Genomic DNA, 17061 nt, shown 5'->3' with positions numbered 1-17061 from the left:
CAGATGCCTGTATCCGAGTATCTGTGTCCGAGCACCTGAGTCTGAACACCTGGTGTCTGAACACTTGTGCCCGAACACATGCGTCTGAACACCGCTGCCCGAACACCCGCGCCCGGAACGCGCCACCCGGCACCACGGATACCCGAGCACGCACGGCCCCATGCCCCCCTTCTCACCCGGCCGCCGGCGCCTTCAGGCGCCGTCCCAGCAGGTAGGTTTCGGCCGAGCGGTCACGCGAGGCTTTGGGCTTGCGGGGCTGCACGACGGCGAAGTGATCCTTGAAGAGGCGCACCAGCTGGCTGTAGCCGCTGCCATGGAAGACCTTGATGAGCAGCGCGCCCTCGGGCTTGAGCCAGCGACTGGCAAAATCCACCGACAGTTCGGCCAGGTCCTGCATGCGGGCGGCGTCGGCGACACCCACTCCGCTCAAGTTGGGGGCCATGTCGGACAAAACAAGATCCACCTTCTGGCCCTGCAGCAGGGATTCGAGCTGATCGAGCACGGCCTGCTCGCGAAAGTCACCCTGAAAATACTCGACGCCCGGGATGGGGTCCATGGGCAGCATGTCCAGTGCGATGACGCGACCCTGCACGGGAATCTGGGGGGCCTCGCTGCGCAGGTCGTCGGCCACGCGCACGTCGGGAGCCAGATTCGGCGCGGCCAGACGCCGGCGAACCACCTGTGACCAGCTGCCGGGGGCCGAGCCCAGATCCACCACGGTCATGCCCGGCCTGATGAGGTGGTCCTGCTCGTCGATGCCGATGAGCTTGAAGGCCGCCCGGGCACGGTAGTGATGGCGCTGCGCCAGCTTCACGTAGGGATCATTGATGTGATCGTGAAGCCAGGCCTTGTTCACTTTCTTGCTGCGACTGCTGTACACGACGACTCGGGAAGACGGACCGGACCAGGGGATCCGCGGTTATCGGACTTCAGGGGCCTGTCAGGAACATGATGCGCCGATACGGCGCGACCGGATCCGTGACACGCTCTAGAATGGAGGATTGCAACTCTTCGATGCACAAGACCATGCCGACCCTGATGCTGGACAAGGCCGAGCGCAAGGCGCTGGCCGCCCAGGCACACCCCCTGAACCCCGTCGTGCTGCTGGGCGCAGCCGGTCTCACCCCTGCCGTGCTGCAGGAGATCGACCGGGCGCTGCGCGCCCATGAGCTGATCAAGGTACGGCTGGCGGGCATGGACCGCGAGGCCCGGCAGGCCGCCAGGGATGAGATCACCGACAGCACGTCCAGTGCGGCGGTGCAGCTGGTTGGCAATGTGCTGGTGCTCTTCCGGCCGAAGCCGGAAGAAGACACCGGTATCTGATGATAGCGCGGCCGACACCGGCCGCAAGCTGATTTTTTCTATGACCCCGATAGGGCAGGAGCACGGTCAGCTATGCGCCGGTTACGGTCAGGCAGCCTGCCCCCGGCATGAGCCGGACAACGGGGCTGCAGCGGAGGCTTTGCTCGCAGCGGGATCTTTGCCCACGGGGCCTTTGCTACTTGTACAGCACTTCCAGCACTTCGTACTCGCGTTCGCCGCCGGGGGCCTGGAAGGAAGCCACGTCGCCGGCGTACTTGCCGATGAGGGCGCGGGCCAGCGGGCTGGAGATGGAGATCTTGGACAGTTTGATGTCGGCCTCGTCGTCACCGACGATCTGGTAGGTGACCTTGTCGCCGGACTCGATGTCCTCGAGCTGGACGGTGGCGCCGAACACCACGCGACCATCGGCGTCCAGCGTGGCCGGATCGATGATCTGGGCGGCCGAGAGCTTGCCTTCCAGTTCGGCAATGCGGCCTTCGATGAAGCTCTGGCACTCCTTGGCGGATTCGTACTCGGCGTTTTCCGAGAGGTCGCCCTGGGCGCGCGCTTCGGCAATGGCGTTGATGACGTTCGGCCGCTCGACCGACTTGAGGCGTTGCAGTTCGTCCTTGAGCAGCTGTGCACCGTGCTTGGTCAACGGAACGGAGGTGGCCATGACGGGGGAATCTCCCAGAAAAAGACAAAGACCCCGGGGCAGAACGGCCTCGGGGTCTGACGATCAATCAATGCCTTCAGTTTACACGATTTGGCAGGCGGCGCCTATATCCTTTCACGATACAAAAAAGACGGGTTGCGCGATCATGCGACAGAAAGGACGGATTGCGTGGTCATGCTGAAGCGGGCTGCACCGTGCCGAAACGGGCCACACCGTGCCGGCATGGGCCGCACAATCCGGACCAAACGATGCAAGGGGAGCGCAACAAAGGCCCGTGAACGTTCTGCGCCCGGGATCGGAGTGAATCAAAAGGAGTCATTTGTCGGCAACAGCATGACTATTGACGGCAAATGACAACGCACCGATCCACCCCACCCGGGTAGGGGCGCCAAAGGACCTCCTGGGCAACACGGCTCAGGACGCACCCCGGGTAGCCTGCTTCTTCTTCAGGTTGGCATGCAGTTCCTGCAGGGCGTAGACCTCCGGGGCGCCCTTCGACTCGAGCTGCATGCCTTCCACCGCTGCCAGCGCGCTGGCGATGGTGGTGTAGAAGGTCACGCGCTGCGCCAGGGCCGTGGTACGGATGGCGCGTGAGTCGGAGATGGCGCTGCGGCGCTCTTCCACCGAGTTGATCAGCAGCGAGATCTCGCCGTTCTTGAGGATATCGACCACGTTCGGGCGGCCTTCCTGCACCTTGTTGACCGGGGTGACGGGCAGACCCGCCTCGGCAAGGGCACCGGCGGTACCGCGGGTGGCCACCAGCCTGAAGCCCATGTCATGCAGGATGCGGGCCGCACGGATGGCCTTGGGCCGGTCGATGAGCTTGACCGAGATGAAGGCCGTGCCGCCGGTGGGCATGCGCACGCCGCCGCCGACCTGCGACTTGATGAAGGCGGCCCCGAACGAGTAGTCGACGCCCATCACTTCGCCGGTGGACTTCATTTCCGGCCCGAGGATGGTGTCCACACCCTGGAACTTGCTGAACGGGAAGACGGCTTCCTTGATGGAGAAGTAGTCGGGCACGACCTCGGCGGTGACGCCCTGTTCGGCCAGCGTGCGGCCGGCCATGCAGCGCGCCGCCACCTTGGCCAGCTGCACGCCGGTGGCCTTGGAGACGAAGGGCACGGTGCGCGAGGCGCGCGGATTCACTTCCAGCACGTAGACGTGGTTGCCATCGACGATGGTGTCGGCCGGAGCGGCCCCTGCCGCAGTCCCCTGCCCGGCCGGCGTGGCCGAGGCCACGGGAATTTCGTCCTCGACCTTCTGGATGGCGAACTGCACGTTCATCAGGCCGTTGACCTTCAGTGCCTTGGCCATCAGCACGGTCTGGCGCTTGATCTCCTCGACCAGGGCGGACGACAGCGACCACGGCGGCAGCGAGCAGGCCGAGTCGCCGGAGTGCACGCCGGCCTGTTCGATGTGCTCCATCACGCCACCGATGACGACGCGCTCGCCGTCGCAGAGGCAGTCCACATCGACCTCGATGGCATCGTTGAGGAAGCGGTCGAGCAGCACCGGGGAATCGTTGCTGACCTTGACGGCCTCGCGCATGTAGCGTTCGAGATCGCGCTGTTCATGGACGATTTCCATGGCGCGGCCGCCGAGCACGTAGCTGGGACGCACCACCAGCGGATAGCCGATCTCGTTGGCCATGGTGATGGCCTCGGCATCGGTACGCGCCGTGCGGTTGGGCGGCTGCAGCAGGCCCAGCCGGTTGAGCAGCTTCTGGAAGCGCTCGCGGTCTTCGGCGATGTCGATGGAATCGGGCGAGGTGCCGATGATGGGCACCCCGGCGGCTTCCAGCGCGCGGGCGAGCTTCAGCGGCGTCTGGCCGCCGTACTGTACGATGACACCGACCGGTTTTTCCAGCTCGACGATCTCCAGCACGTCTTCGAGCGTGACTGGCTCGAAGTACAGGCGGTCGGAGGTGTCGTAGTCGGTGGAGACGGTTTCGGGGTTGCAGTTGACCATGATGGTCTCGAAACCGTCATCGCGCAGCGCAAAGGAGGCATGCACGCAGCAGTAGTCGAACTCGATGCCCTGCCCGATCCGGTTCGGCCCGCCCCCCAGCACGATCACCTTTTTCCGGTCGGTCGGAGCGGCCTCGCACTCGTCCTCGTAGGTGGAGTACAGGTAGGCGGTCTGCGTGGCAAACTCGGCCGCACAGGTATCGACCCGTTTGTAGACCGGCCGCACGCCCAGACGGTGGCGCAGCCGGCGGATCTCGTGCTCGGTGCTTTCGAGCAGGTAGCCGAGGCGCCGGTCGGAGAAGCCCTTCTGCTTCAGCGTGCGCAGGGTTTCTGCGTCCAGGTCACCCAGCGTCATGGTGTCGAGCTGCAGCTCGATGTCGACGATTTCCTTGACCTCGGCGAGGAACCACGGGTCGATCTTCGTGAGCTGGTGCACTTCCTCGAGGGTGAAGCCCTGGGCAAAGGCATCGCCCACATACCAGATGCGCTCGGAGCCGGGCTCGCCCAGTTCCTTTTCGATCACCTGGCGGTCGGTGGTCATCTGGTTCAGGCCATCGACACCGATTTCCAGCCCCCGCATGGCCTTCTGCAGCGCCTGCTGGAAGGTACGGCCGATGGCCATCACCTCGCCCACCGATTTCATCTGGGTGCTGAGGCGGTTGTCGGCCTGCGGGAATTTTTCGAAGGCAAAGCGCGGAATCTTGACGACCACGTAGTCGATGGTCGGTTCGAACGAGGCTGGCGTGGCACCGCCGGTGATCTCGTTCTTCAGCTCGTCCAGCGTATAGCCAACGGCCAGCTTGGCCGCCACCTTGGCGATGGGGAAGCCCGTGGCCTTGGAGGCCAGCGCCGAGGAACGCGACACGCGCGGGTTCATTTCAATGACGATCATCCGCCCGGTCTGCGGGTGGATGGCGAACTGCACGTTGGAACCGCCGGTATCGACGCCGATTTCGCGCAGCACCGCGATGGAGGCGTTGCGCATCAGCTGGTATTCCTTGTCAGTCAGCGTCTGCGCAGGTGCCACGGTGATGGAATCGCCGGTGTGCACACCCATGGGGTCGAGGTTCTCGATGGAGCAGACGATGATGCAGTTGTCCTGGTGGTCTCGCACCACCTCCATCTCGAACTCTTTCCAGCCAATGAGGCTCTCTTCGATGAGCAGCTCGTTGGTGGGCGAGAGTTCCAGACCGGCCTTGCAGATGGTCTCGAACTCTTCGGCGTTGTAGGCAATGCCACCACCGGTGCCGCCCAGCGTGAAGCTGGGGCGGATGATGACCGGGAAGCCGATCTCGCGCTGGGCCGCCCAGGCCTCGTCCATGCTGTGGGCGATGGCCGAGCGGGCCGAACCCAGACCGATGCTTTCCATGGCCTGCTTGAACTTCTGGCGATCTTCGGCCTTCTCGATGGCCGCCGGGCGGGCGCCGATCAGCTCGACACCGTATTTGTCGAGCACGCCCTGGTTGTGCAGGTCCAGCGCGCAGTTGAGCGCCGTCTGGCCCCCCATGGTGGGCAGGATGGCGTCGGGGCGTTCCTTCTCGATGATGCGCTCGAGCACCTGCCAGGTGATGGGTTCGATGTAGGTGACATCGGCCATCTCCGGGTCGGTCATGATGGTGGCCGGGTTGCTGTTGACCAGAATGACCTTGTAGCCTTCCTGGCGCAGCGCCTTGCACGCCTGCGCGCCGGAGTAGTCGAATTCGCAGGCCTGGCCGATGACGATCGGGCCGGCGCCGATGATCAGGATGCTTTTGAGATCGGTACGTTTGGGCATGATGCGGTCACTCGCTCAATGGCTGCGGTGCCCGGCCATCAGCTGGGCAAAACGTTCAAACAGGTAGGCCACGTCGTGCGGACCGGGCGAGGCCTCGGGGTGGCCCTGGAAGCTGAAGGCCGGCGCATCGGTGAGCGCGATGCCCTGCAGCGAGCCATCGAACAGCGAGACGTGGGTGGTGCGCACGTTGGCCGGCAGCGAGGCGGCATCCACCGCGAAGCCGTGGTTCTGGCTGGTGATGCAGACACGGCCGGTGTCGAGATCCTTCACCGGATGGTTGGCGCCGTGGTGGCCGAACTTCATCTTGACAGTGCGGGCGCCCGCAGCCAGGCCCAGCAGCTGGTGGCCCAGGCAGATGCCGAAAAACGGCACCTTGCGGTCGATGAAGGTGCGCAGCGCATCGATGGCGTAGGTACAGGGCTCCGGGTCGCCGGGGCCGTTGGAGAAGAAGACCCCATCGGGCTGCATGGCCAGCACGTCGGCCGCCGGCGTCTGCGCCGGGACGACGGTGACATCACAGCCCTGATCGGCCAGCAGGCGCAGGATGTTGAGCTTGGTGCCGAAGTCGTAGGCCACGACGCGGAAGCGCCGGCTGTGCGGGGCGGATGGATCGGGCAGGCCCGTCTGCGCGCCGGTGGGGGACGGTGCAGCAGCAGCCGTGACCTTGCCGGTGCCGGCCGTGGCCGTGTTTGCAGACGCGGCCGTACCGGCTGCACTGGCGCTGCCGGAAGCAGCCCGGGCCGCAGCGGCGGCGGCCTCGCCCTTCAGGTGTGGCTGGGCACGATGGCCCTTTTCCAGTGACCAGCTGCCCTCTTCCCACGGATAGTGACCGTCGACGGTATATTCCTTGGCCAGGTCCATGCCGGCCAGCCCGGGGAAGGCTTTGGCCGCGGCCAGCGCGGCCTCGATGTCGGGTTCCTGCCCCACCTCGGCGGCGGCCACCAGGCAGCCATTCTGCGAGCCGCGCTCGCGCAGCAGGCGGGTGAGCCGGCGGGTGTCGATGCCAACCAGGCCCAGCTTGCCGTGTTCCTTCAGGAAATCGGGCAGCGACTGGGTGGCGCGCCAGCTGGAGACCTGCTGCGGCAGTGCGCGGATGACGAGCCCCGCCACCGGCACGGCGCGGGACTCCATGTCTTCGGGGTTGACGCCGGTGTTGCCGATCTGGGCGCTGGTAAGCGTGACGATCTGGCGGGCGTAGGAGGGATCAGAGAGGATTTCCTGATAGCCGGTCATGGCGGTATTGAAAACCACCTCCCCGGCCGAGAGCCCGGGGGCTCCAAAGGAATATCCAGAAAACACGGTCCCGTCCGCCAGAACGAGGGCCGCACGGGGCAGCTTTGGAGCAAATGGATTCGGCATATCCCACCCGACAGGTAAACCGCTCAATTATGCCATACGGCCAATGCGGTTGCTGCGGCGCGGCAGGCAGATCCGTACCGGGCTGACACACGTCAGGGGCCGGCCCGGTGCCGCCGCGAACATCAGCCTGCGGGTCGCATGCCTCCCCCGACCCGGCTCAGCACCAGCCCCACCACGAAACCGGCGGCCGCCGGCAGCACCCAGCCCAGCCCCTCGGCATAGAACGGCAGTGCGCCCTTGAGCCAGGCATCGGCCTGCAGGATCCAGGCATCCGGCGCGCCTTCGAGCATGGTGTGCAGCGTGCGCCAGCCGTCGATGATGGCGATGGGTGCCGTCCCCAGCAGCGTGCAGGCATAGACCACCTGGCGGCCACCGAACAGGTTGTTCAGGAAGGCCAGCAGGATGAGCACCACCGTCAGCGGATACAGCAGCATCAGCAGCGGCACCGAGAACTTGATGATGGTGGAAAGCCCGGCGTTGGAGAGCACGAACGAGATGAGCGTGAACAGGATGATCCACACCCGGAACGGCACCCCGGGAATCAGCCGCACGAAATATTCGCCGCAGGAGGTGATTAGCCCCACCGACGTGGACAGGCAGGCCAGCACCACGATGACGGCCAGCAGGAAATTGCCGGGATAGCCAAAGTAGTGTGTGGCGCTCTTGGCCAGCACGGCGGCGCCATTTTCCTGAAAGCCCATGACCCCCACGCTGCTCGCACCCATGTAGGCCACGAAGGCATAGACGATGGCCAGGAACGTCACCGCCACCAGCCCGGCCCGGGCGGTCAGCGACATGATGTCGGCGTTGCGTTCGAAGCCCATGCTGCGCACGGCATTGATCACGATGATGGCAAACACCAGCGAGGCCAGCGCATCCATCGTGCCGTAGCCCTCGATCAGCCCCTTCACCACCGGATGGGCCGCATACTCGGGCGACGGGGCCTGCAGCGGTGCCATCGGGTTGAAGGCTGCATACACCACCAGAATGGCAATGGACAGCAGCAGCGCCGGCGTGAGCACCTTGCCCACCCGGTCCACCAGCTTGCCCGGCGACACCGACAGCCAGAAGCTCAGGATGTAGAAGATGACGGCAAAACCGGCCAGCCAGCCCGGATGATCACCTTCGCCCAGAAAGGGCTTGATGCCGATGTCGAAGGCCACGGTGGCATTGCGCGGCGCCACGAAGAGTGGCCCGATGGACAGATACAGCGCCACCGAGAACGCCACCCCATACCAGACGCTGACCCGGCTGGCCAGCTGCTGGATGTCACGCGAACGGGAGTACGCAATGGCCAGCACCCCCATCAGCGGCAGCCCGACACCGGTGACCAGAAAGCCGAGCATGGCCGGCACGATGCTGGAGCCAGCCTGCTGCCCCATGGTGGGGGGGTAGATGAGATTGCCCGAGCCGAAGAACAGCGCAAACAGCATCAGGCCCGTGGCCACGAATGCCGATCTCTTGTTGATATTGTTCATGGGAATATGGAACCGACGGTTTATGAATATATTGTGCCACAGGCACGGCAAGGGTCTCCGGCTTCCCATGAATACTCACGGCCCCCGAAATACTCACGGACCCGAACCCCGCTGATGCCCGCATCTTCCGGAAGCCCCATACCCTCCGTTCCGGTCAGGCCACCCTGCTCGCTGGCAGATCATGCCGCCCGGCAGACCTGCCGGTCATACCTTGCCCGTCACGCCTGCCCGGCCTGCGCCAGCAGCTCGTCCACCAGCGGAGGCACACCTTCGGCGGCCGTGGCAGCAATGATATGCACACCGGGCGCGGCCGGTGGCCGGGGATCGACCAGATAGCGTTCGGCATGGGCGGGCGCAAACCGCAGCAGCCCCGCCGCCGGATAGACCTTCAGCGAGGTGCCCACCACGATGACCCGGTCGGCCTGCGCCACCCATTCGGCCGCCTGTTCGATCAGCGGCACGCTCTCGCCGAACCAGACGATGAACGGGCGCAGGCGGTTGCCGTTGCGGTCCAGATCAGTGAGTTTCTGGTCGGTGGTCCAGTCGATGACATAGTCCTCATCGACCGTGCTGCGCAGCTTGTTCAGCTCGCCATGCAGGTGCAGCACGGTGCGGCTGCCGGCCCGCTCGTGCAGGTCATCGACGTTCTGGGTGATGATCTGCACGTCGTAGCGATCCTGCAGCCGGGCCAGGGCGAGGTGGGCGGTATTGGGCTGGGCCGCCCGTGCCTGCCGGCGGCGCTCGTTGTAGAAGTCGATGACCAGCTGGGGGTTGCGGTCGAAGGCCTCGGGCGTGGCCACTTCCTCCACGCGATGGCCTTCCCACAGGCCATCGCTGTCACGGAAGGTCTTGAGGCCGCTGTCGGCGCTGACGCCGGCGCCGGTGAGGACGACGATGCGTTGGGGCATGGTGTCTCCGGAAGAAAGAATAGGACAGGGAACGCGCATGGTACGCCGCTGCGCAATGAGGTACTACCATCACTCCGGACAGATATACCTGAAAGGCCCACTCATGCCCATCCCCGCGAACAGAAACGCCCTGATCGCCGACATCACCCATGAATTCGGCGAACTTCGCCCCGTACTCGGCAGCATCGCCCCAAAGGACACCAGCCAGCCCGTGCTGGAAGGCCAGATAAAAAACACCCGCATGTCCCCGCACGACCTGGTGGCCTATCTGGTGGGCTGGGGCGAGGAGGTACTGCGCTGGAACCGGCACTGGGAAGAGACGGGCAAGCCCTGTGCCATTCCCAATGCAAAGTTCGGGGAGATCGCCCGCGGTTTCTATGCCGCGTATGCCGGTGTGCCATGGGCCGGGCTGCTGCAAAAGCTCGACAGTATTTACGGGGAGATTCTCGCCTTTCTCGACCGGCGCACCGAGGCTGAGCTGTACGAAACGGTCTGGTACACCACCCTCACCAGCCAGCAGGCGTACACGTTCGGGCGGCTGATCCAGCTCAACACGGCCTCGCCGCTGCGCAGCGCGTATCACCGGCTGCAGCACTGGCGGCAGGTGGATGACTGAGCAGGGGGGCAATCAGACCCGCTTCCGGTCCCGCAGCGCCTGCGCCACGGTGGCGGCATCGACGTATTCCAGCTCGCCGCCCAGCGGTACACCCCGGGCCGGGCGGCTGACCGACAGGCCACGGGCCGTGAGTACCTCGGAGAGGTAGTGGGCGGTGGCCTCCCCTTCCTGGGTGAAATTGGTGGCCAGCACCACTTCCTTCACCACGCCGTCGGTGGCGCGGGTCAGCAGGCGCTCGAACTGCAGGTCGGCGGGGCCGATGCCGTCGAGTGGCGACAGGCGCCCCATCAGGACGTAATAGAGGCCCTGAAAGGCACGGGTGTGTTCGATGACCAGCAGGTCGGCCGGGTTTTCCACCACGCAGAGCTGGGTGGGGTCCCGGTCTTCGTCGCTGCAGATCTCGCAGAGGTCGTGTTCGGTGAGGGTATTGCAGCGGCTGCAGTGCTGGACGCGGTCCAGCGCCTCGTTCAGGCCATCGGCCAGGCGCCGCGCGGCGTCGCGGTCACGCTGCAGCAGGTGAAAGGCCAGCCGCCGGGCCGAGCGCGGGCCAACGCCGGGCAGGCCCTGCAAGGCCTTGACCAGTTCATCGAGGGCGGCGGGGTCTTTCACGCGGGGGCTTTCACAAATACCGGAGCCGTGAGACGCGTACTCAGAACGGCAGTTTGAATCCCGGGGGCAGCGGCAGGCCGGAGGTGACGGCCGACATCTTTTCCTGGGCGGTTTTCTCGGCACGGCGTAGGGCGTCGTTGACGGCGGCGGCCACCAGGTCTTCCAGCATGTCCTTGTCATCACCGACCAGGCTGGGATCGATGGTGATGCGGCGGACATCGTTGCGACAGGTCATCAGCACCTTGACGAGGCCGGCACCGGACTGGCCTTCCACCTCGATGTCGGCCAGCGAGTCCTGGACCTTCTTCATGTTGTCCTGCATCTGCTGGGCCTGTTTCATGAGGCCAGCCAACTGGTTTTTCATCATGGTGTGGTTTCTCCATCGAGGGGTTTGATCGAATCCGGCAGTATGGTGGCTCCGAACTCTTCAAGCAATGTTCTGACGAACGGATCGGCGGCAATGGCCTGTTCGCTGGCAGCCTGACGACGCGCCTGTTGTTCCGACGCACGTGCGGCGGCCGTCTGTTTGCCCACCTGGCCCACCGAAACCTGCAGCTGCACGTCGGTGCCGAAGTGGGTGCAGAGCAGCCCGCGGGCGCGTTCGACCAGCGCCGGCTCGGCCAGGTGACGGACCTGCACCTGCACCTGGAACCGGGTGCCCTGCAGGGATTTCAGTTCGCTCTGGGCAAACAGCTGGCGCACGGCGCCCTGCACGGGCAGGCGGGCGGCCAGTGCGGGCCAGTCACCATCGAAATCGAGGGGGGAGTCTGCCGGAGCGTCAGGGGAAACGGCGGGCGCGTCATCGCCCCCGGCAGGACTGGCCTGCCGGCTGGCCGAGCTGTCGAAGTAGCGCGCCTCGCGCGCGTGTCCGTGCCCCGGCTGCTGGGCAGGTACCTCCGGGGAAGCCGGCGAGCGCTGCTGGGGTGATGGCTGCCGGGACGACGGCTGTGAGGGCGGCCGCTGGTGAGGTGATGCCTGCGCAGGAGCAGAAACCTGTTGAGAGGCCGAAGCCTGCCGGGAATCCGGTGCCTGCCGGGAAGCTGGCGACTGCGATGATATGCCGGCAGATTGTGCAGCAGGTCGGCCGGGTTCGTCGGGCGCGGGCTGGTCCGGACGATGCGCCGGGGTCTGTGCCTCGCGTCCTGCCGGGGTCGGGCGCTGGCCGGCGGCCCCCTGACTGGCTCCGGTCTGGCGTGCGGCGCCGGCGTGCTGGCGATCGCCACCACGGGCCACCATGGCGGCCGCCATCTGGCGGGCACGGGCACGCGGGTCATTCGCCACGTCGGCGCCGGGCATGCCGGCCCCCTGGGCGCCCGGAACTGCGGTACCCGAAGCTGGGCCTGAAGCACCTGCCGTGGACATGCCGGCAGCCTGTGCAGTGAACGATGCGGCACCAGCGCCGGCCCCGCCGGTACGGGCTGCGCCGGACCGCTCCCCCGATCCGGTGGCCTGTGCCGCCATGGCCGCCGCCACGGCCCGGGCATCCCCGCCCGCGGGTGCGCCGCGGGCGGCTGCGCCCATTGCGGAAGGCATGCCCGCTGCGGGCGAGGCAGTGGCTGCCCCCAGCTCCGCCACGCTCTGCGGCGTGAGCGCCAGCGATTCGGCGCGGAACGCCAGCATGCGCAGCAGGGTCATCATGAAGCCGGTCTGCGCATCGGGCGCCAGCGACAGGTCGCGCACGCCGTGGATGGCAATCTGGTACCAGACCTGCACGTCGCCCGGATCGATCTGGTCGGCCAGCGGATGGGCATCGCCCTGCCCCACCTGGGCGAGCGCAATGCGCTGCAGTTCGCCGGCCATGGCCATGAGAATCTGCGCATGCGCCACGTTGCGGGCAGCCAGTGCGTCGGCCTCGGCCACGACGGCGGCGGCATCGCCACCGGCCAGCAGGGTGAGCAGTTCGGGGGCCAGTGCCTCGTCGACGGTGCCGAGCATTTCCTGCACGGTCTGCTGCTGCACCTGGCCGCCGCCCAGGGCGATGGCCTGATCGAGCAGCGACAGGCCATCACGCATGCTGCCGCCGGCGGCCTTGCCGATCAGCTTCAGGCTGCCTTCTTCGTAGGGGATGTCTTCGGCATCCAGCACGTGGGCCAGATGGCCGGCCACGGTGGCCGGGCCGACATTGCGCAGGCCGAACTGCATGCAGCGCGACAGCACGGTGACGGGCACCTTCTGCGGGTCGGTGGTGGCCAGCACGAAGACGACGTGCGGCGGCGGCTCTTCCAGCGTCTTCAGCATGGCGTTGAAGGCGTGGGTGGAGAGCATGTGGACCTCGTCGATGACGAAGACCTTGTAGCGGCCCACCGTGGGCAGGTAGGCGGCGTTTTCGAGCACGACGGCCATTTCCTCCACCTTGCGGTTGGAGGCGGCGTCCATTTCGAGGTAGTCGGGGAAGCGCCCTTCGTCCACACCGCGGCAGGCGGAGCATTCGCCGCAAGGGTGGGAGCTGACACCCTTCTCGCAGTTCAGCGCCTTGGCCAGGATGCGGGCGATGGTGGTCTTGCCCACGCCCCGGGTACCGGTGAGCAGGTAGGCATGGTGCAGGCGCTGGTTGTCGAGCGCATGGCGCAGGGCACGCACGACGGTGTCCTGTCCGACCAGGGCGTCGAAGTCACGCGGACGCCATTTGCGCGCCAGTACCTGATGGCTGCCAGAGGGAGTGTTTGACTGCACCGGGGAGCGTGCCGTGGCCGGCAGGCGGCGCAGCGGGCTGAAAGGCTGATGGAAGGATGAAGCTGGGGACGGCGGCCGTGGACTTCAACCGGCCCTGCCAGACCGGGTGCCGGGCGCGTGCGGGCAGCCGGAAGGCACATTGCACCAGCCAGCCTGTGGCGAGGCCGCCGGCGGCAGGACATGCCGGACCATCCGAGAAAGGCTTCAGGCAGAAAGACCTGAAGGGGACGAGCCGAGCCCTCGGCACTTGCGGGATCCGGTTATGGCTGCTTCCTTCCGGACCTGACCAGGTTCCCGGGCCACAATGCGAGGAGGCCCGTCCGGGGCCGATTGTATATGAAGCAGGCGCAAGGGCAAACCGGAGCGGGTGCAGAGGCGCCCGGGAGCAAACCGGGGGATGCCCTTTCCGGGCCAGCCGTGTTATTTTTAGCACCCAAACAGGAGTTCCACGAGACCTATGGGTATCAAAAACGTTTCCACCGACAGCTTCGACGCCGACGTTCTGCAGTCGGACGTCCCCGTGCTGGTAGATTTCTGGGCCGAATGGTGCGGTCCGTGCAAGCTCATCGCCCCCATTCTGGACGAGGTGTCGCACGACTATGCCGACCGCATGGCGGTGGCCAAGGTCAACGTCGACGAGCAGCAGGCCATTGCAGCCAGGTACGGCATCCGCGGTATTCCGACGCTGATGCTGTTCAAGAACGGCACGCTGGTGGGCACCAAGGTGGGTGCCGTGTCCAAGGGCCAGCTCACGGCCTTCCTCGACAGCAACCTCTGACCATCCCGGAAAGCGGTCCGGGGCAGCTTTCCCCGGCGGGGACGGAACGAGGTCAGCCCGCGCGCAGGCGCCGCAAACGGTCATACGCCATTGGCATCGACAGTCCCGGCACAGGTCAGTCCGCACAGGCGCTGCAAACGGCTGCCGAAGACACCACGAAGCAGCCCCCGTCGTTCCGCACGCTGACGGTACACGGTTACGCGACGGGTACCGAACCCACCGCCCGGGGTGTGTCATGGATCCGTTCATCGCCACGCCGGCCATGGCGCGGGTGGTCTCATCCGGGTGGCCATGCGCCCTCCATGCCGGCGCGTGCCGGCCGTACGGCGCCCAGGCTCCTGCCCCGGTGCGGCCTCCTCCGATACATGGCCCGTTTCCTTTATGGCCCGTTCCCTGTCCCGGCATTTTTTGCGCTGGCGGCTCTTTCGTAGTACAGTGCGAACCCGACCCTGATCGGGCGCTCGCCCCGTCGCTGCCGGCCCTGTCGCCGGGCAGCCGCAACGGCGCGATGCGCAACGGGCTCCACGCCACGTCTGCCTGTACGGACATGGTCCTGCCGGACCACCCTCCTCCCGCAGGCACCTTCGGCCCCTGGCCCTCCCGTCCGGCTGTTCAGCCATCCGGGTTCCTCTCCCGCCACGCTGCCCAATGCCTGCATCCTTCCCGTCTGCGGAAAGGGGCCGGTGACCTGCACGGACTTCCGCACGCCCGGAACGCCGGCAGTCACCACGTCAGGCAGCCCCGGCCGGAGCTTCCCCACAGGTTTCATCCGTCGCGCCGCCCGGCCTGTATCGCCCGGCGGGCCGATGATCCGCAGACTGGCCATCACCGCACTCCGGTTATCCAATCTCCCTTCCTTCCGCGTTTCTGCACCACCGGCGCTGGCCCGTGGTGCCGCTCCGATCAACCCTCATCGTCTGTCCTATGTACCTGTCCGAGCTGAAGGCCCTGCACATCTCGAAACTGATCGACATTGCGCAAAGCCTCGACATCGAAGCCGCCAACCGTCTGCGCAAGCAGGAGCTGATGTTCGCCATCCTGAAGCGCAAGGCCCGCAACGGCGACCAGATTTTCGGCGACGGCGTGCTGGAAGTGCTGCCCGACGGCTTCGGCTTCCTGCGCACGCCCGAAACGTCGTATCTGGCCAGTCCGGACGACATCTACATCTCGCCCTCGCAGATCCGGCGCTTCAACCTGCACACCGGTGATTCGATCGAGGGCGAGGTACGCACACCGAAGGATGGCGAGCGCTACTTTGCGCTGGTGAAGGTAGACCGGATCAACGGGGCGCCGCCCGAGCACTCCAAGCACAAGATCCTCTTCGAGAACCTCACACCGCTGCATCCGGACGAGGTCCTGACGCTGGAGCGGCCGGACCTGCACACCGAAGAGAACATCACCGGGCGGATCATCGACATCATTGCCCCCATCGGCAAGGGCCAGCGGGGCCTGATCGTGGCGCCGCCCAAGAGCGGCAAGACGGTGATGATGCAGCACATCGCCCACGCCATCACCACCAATCACCCGGAAGCCGTGGTGATCGTGCTGCTGATCGACGAACGCCCCGAGGAGGTGACGGAGATGCAGCGCTCGATCCGCGGCGAGGTGGTATCGTCCACCTTCGACGAGCCGGCCACCCGCCACGTGCAGGTGGCCGAGATGGTGATCGAGAAGGCCAAGCGCCTGGTCGAGCACAAGAAGGACGTGGTCATCCTGCTCGATTCCATCACCCGTCTGGCCCGCGCCTACAACACGGTGGTGCCCTCGTCGGGCAAGGTGCTGACCGGCGGTGTGGATGCCAACGCGCTGCAGCGGCCCAAGCGCTTCTTCGGTGCGGCCCGCAACATCGAGGAAGGTGGCTCGCTGACCATCCTGGCCACGGCGCTGATCGATACCGGCAGCCGGATGGACGAGGTGATCTACGAAGAATTCAAGGGCACCGGCAACATGGAGATCCACCTGAACCGGCGGATGATGGAAAAACGCATCTTCCCGGCGATGGACATCAACCGTTCCGGCACCCGCCGCGAGGAGCTGCTGATCAAGCCCGAGATCCTGCAGAAGGTCTGGATCCTGCGTCGCCTGCTGCACGACATGGACGAGCTGCAGGCCATGGAGTTCCTGCTCGACAAGATGAAGGCCACGAAGAACAACGCGGAGTTCTTCGAGATGATGAAGAAGTGAGATCCGGAAGCGACGACGACATGAACACTCGCAGGAAAGACATCCTCTGGCCCGCCATCGCACTGGTGGTGGCGCTGCTGCTGCGTTACCTGATGGTGGAGAACACCGAGCTGGCGCTGCACTGCGACGTGCACCGCTTCGAGGGCTGGTGCGCGCTGCGCACACCGCTGGTGGTGTCGTTCTTCCGGCAGGATCTGGGCGTGGTGGCGCTGCTGGTGGCCCTGCTGGGCTGCTGGAAGCAGAGCCGGCTGGTGGCCCGCTGGGCCCTCACGCTGGCCATGGCCGGGCTGATCCTCTACGCCTACCAGCCGGCCGCCGTAGCGGCGCTGGTCAGCGCCATGCTGCTGGCCCGCATCAACGCCCGCGAACGGGGCGAGGGCAGCGAACTGGCGGTTTGACGCTCCAGGGCGGTGCCATGGGGGCACTTTTTCCGGACATTGGACCATTTTCCGGAACACTGAATTTCCGAAAAACAATCACACACTTTCTGTCAGAAAAACCGACTGTTCCGATACAGTTTCATTTCCTTGACACTATCGGAGCAGCTCATGCCCCTGAAGACAGATACCCCGTCCACGCTGCGTCGCCGGCTGCTGGCCAGCGCTGCCGCCCTGCCCGCCGTGCTGGGCGCCCAGTCGGCCCTGGCCACGAATGGTGGCGCACATCACGGCACCGCAAACCATGGTGGCCACCCCGGCCACGCCCACCCGGGGCACGGGGTCATGGCCTGTCCG

Annotated in this window: 14 protein-coding genes and 1 other RNA gene; 5 read left to right on the top strand and 10 right to left on the bottom strand. The window is 66.0% G+C overall.

Annotation, left to right across the window (positions count from 1 at the left end; all coding sequences use genetic code 11):
• Positions 1-172 precede the first annotated feature (172 nt).
• On the bottom strand, positions 173-880 hold the full coding sequence (locus tag EHV23_RS02375; RefSeq protein WP_125094547.1) for an RlmE family RNA methyltransferase: 708 nt from the start codon (positions 878-880) through the stop codon (positions 173-175).
• A gap of 134 nt (positions 881-1014) precedes the next feature.
• Between EHV23_RS02375 and yhbY the strand changes: the two genes are divergently transcribed.
• Entirely contained in the window at positions 1015-1323 is a 309-nt protein-coding gene (gene yhbY / locus EHV23_RS02370) for a ribosome assembly RNA-binding protein YhbY (RefSeq protein ID WP_238990241.1), read from the top strand.
• A gap of 175 nt (positions 1324-1498) precedes the next feature.
• Here the strand turns inward: yhbY and greA are convergent, their stop codons facing one another.
• The 5 genes from greA to EHV23_RS02345 form a co-directional block, all read right to left on the bottom strand.
• A complete protein-coding gene (gene greA, locus EHV23_RS02365; RefSeq protein ID WP_125094546.1) occupies positions 1499-1978 on the bottom strand; it encodes a transcription elongation factor GreA in 480 nt (159 codons plus the stop codon).
• Positions 1979-2392: 414 nt separating this feature from the next.
• A complete protein-coding gene (carB, locus tag EHV23_RS02360; RefSeq protein ID WP_125094545.1) occupies positions 2393-5722 on the bottom strand; it encodes a carbamoyl-phosphate synthase large subunit in 3330 nt (1109 codons plus the stop codon).
• A gap of 15 nt (positions 5723-5737) precedes the next feature.
• Positions 5738-7081, bottom strand: a complete 1344-nt coding sequence (gene carA, locus EHV23_RS02355; RefSeq protein ID WP_125094544.1) for a glutamine-hydrolyzing carbamoyl-phosphate synthase small subunit — start codon at positions 7079-7081, stop codon at positions 5738-5740.
• A gap of 122 nt (positions 7082-7203) precedes the next feature.
• The gene (gene brnQ / locus EHV23_RS02350; protein ID WP_125094543.1) at positions 7204-8559 is read right to left on the bottom strand and encodes a branched-chain amino acid transport system II carrier protein; all 1356 of its coding nucleotides are present in this window, start codon (positions 8557-8559) and stop codon (positions 7204-7206) included.
• Positions 8560-8777: 218 nt separating this feature from the next.
• Complete coding sequence (locus EHV23_RS02345) at positions 8778-9467, bottom strand: SIR2 family NAD-dependent protein deacylase (RefSeq protein WP_125094542.1); 690 nt, start codon at positions 9465-9467, stop codon at positions 8778-8780.
• 103 nt (positions 9468-9570) lie between these two features.
• Here EHV23_RS02345 and EHV23_RS02340 point away from each other — a divergent pair, with 103 nt between their 5' ends.
• Positions 9571-10083 (top strand): ClbS/DfsB family four-helix bundle protein, encoded by a 513-nt coding sequence (locus EHV23_RS02340; RefSeq protein ID WP_158615796.1) that lies wholly within the window; start codon positions 9571-9573, stop codon positions 10081-10083.
• A gap of 12 nt (positions 10084-10095) precedes the next feature.
• Here the strand turns inward: EHV23_RS02340 and recR are convergent, their stop codons facing one another.
• From recR to ffs, 4 genes are all read right to left on the bottom strand, one after another.
• A complete protein-coding gene (gene recR, locus EHV23_RS02335) occupies positions 10096-10692 on the bottom strand; it encodes a recombination mediator RecR (protein ID WP_125094540.1) in 597 nt (198 codons plus the stop codon).
• Positions 10693-10732: 40 nt separating this feature from the next.
• Positions 10733-11059, bottom strand: coding sequence for a YbaB/EbfC family nucleoid-associated protein (locus EHV23_RS02330; protein WP_125094539.1), 327 nt, complete (start codon positions 11057-11059; stop codon positions 10733-10735).
• The gene (dnaX, locus tag EHV23_RS02325; protein ID WP_158615795.1) at positions 11056-13365 is read right to left on the bottom strand and encodes a DNA polymerase III subunit gamma/tau; all 2310 of its coding nucleotides are present in this window, start codon (positions 13363-13365) and stop codon (positions 11056-11058) included. Before dnaX ends, EHV23_RS02330 begins: the two co-directional genes overlap by 4 nt.
• Positions 13366-13588: 223 nt before the next feature.
• An RNA gene (gene ffs / locus EHV23_RS02320) (signal recognition particle sRNA small type) lies at positions 13589-13686 on the bottom strand.
• Between the two features lie 136 nt (positions 13687-13822).
• Between ffs and trxA the strand changes: the two genes are divergently transcribed.
• From trxA to EHV23_RS02305, 3 genes are all read left to right on the top strand, one after another.
• Positions 13823-14143 (top strand): thioredoxin TrxA, encoded by a 321-nt coding sequence (gene trxA / locus EHV23_RS02315; RefSeq protein ID WP_125094537.1) that lies wholly within the window; start codon positions 13823-13825, stop codon positions 14141-14143.
• A gap of 924 nt (positions 14144-15067) precedes the next feature.
• Positions 15068-16327 (top strand): transcription termination factor Rho, encoded by a 1260-nt coding sequence (gene rho, locus EHV23_RS02310; protein ID WP_125094536.1) that lies wholly within the window; start codon positions 15068-15070, stop codon positions 16325-16327.
• A gap of 20 nt (positions 16328-16347) precedes the next feature.
• Positions 16348-16725, top strand: coding sequence for a hypothetical protein (locus EHV23_RS02305; RefSeq protein ID WP_125094535.1), 378 nt, complete (start codon positions 16348-16350; stop codon positions 16723-16725).
• Positions 16726-17061 lie beyond the last annotated feature (336 nt).

It is taken from the genome of Lautropia dentalis, from assembly GCF_003892345.1.
In the GTDB taxonomy this organism is placed as follows: Bacteria; Pseudomonadota; Gammaproteobacteria; order Burkholderiales; family Burkholderiaceae_E; genus Lautropia; species Lautropia dentalis.
Note: the sequence above shows the minus strand (reverse complement) of the source record. Positions and strands in the feature narration are given on the sequence as shown.

Bases quoted from the DNA above. Each gene is read 5' to 3' on its own strand.
- yhbY (WP_238990241.1), top strand. From the start codon at position 1,015: ATGCACAAGACCATGCCGACCCTGATGCTGGACAAGGCCGAGCGCAAG.
- greA (WP_125094546.1), bottom strand. From the start codon at position 1,978: ATGGCCACCTCCGTTCCGTTGACCAAGCACGGTGCACAGCTGCTCAAG.
- carB (WP_125094545.1), bottom strand. From the start codon at position 5,722: ATGCCCAAACGTACCGATCTCAAAAGCATCCTGATCATCGGCGCCGGC.
- carA (WP_125094544.1), bottom strand. From the start codon at position 7,081: ATGCCGAATCCATTTGCTCCAAAGCTGCCCCGTGCGGCCCTCGTTCTG.
- brnQ (WP_125094543.1), bottom strand. From the start codon at position 8,559: ATGAACAATATCAACAAGAGATCGGCATTCGTGGCCACGGGCCTGATG.
- EHV23_RS02345 (WP_125094542.1), bottom strand. From the start codon at position 9,467: ATGCCCCAACGCATCGTCGTCCTCACCGGCGCCGGCGTCAGCGCCGAC.
- EHV23_RS02340 (WP_158615796.1), top strand. From the start codon at position 9,571: ATGCCCATCCCCGCGAACAGAAACGCCCTGATCGCCGACATCACCCAT.
- EHV23_RS02330 (WP_125094539.1), bottom strand. From the start codon at position 11,059: ATGATGAAAAACCAGTTGGCTGGCCTCATGAAACAGGCCCAGCAGATG.
- trxA (WP_125094537.1), top strand. From the start codon at position 13,823: ATGGGTATCAAAAACGTTTCCACCGACAGCTTCGACGCCGACGTTCTG.
- rho (WP_125094536.1), top strand. From the start codon at position 15,068: ATGTACCTGTCCGAGCTGAAGGCCCTGCACATCTCGAAACTGATCGAC.
- EHV23_RS02305 (WP_125094535.1), top strand. From the start codon at position 16,348: ATGAACACTCGCAGGAAAGACATCCTCTGGCCCGCCATCGCACTGGTG.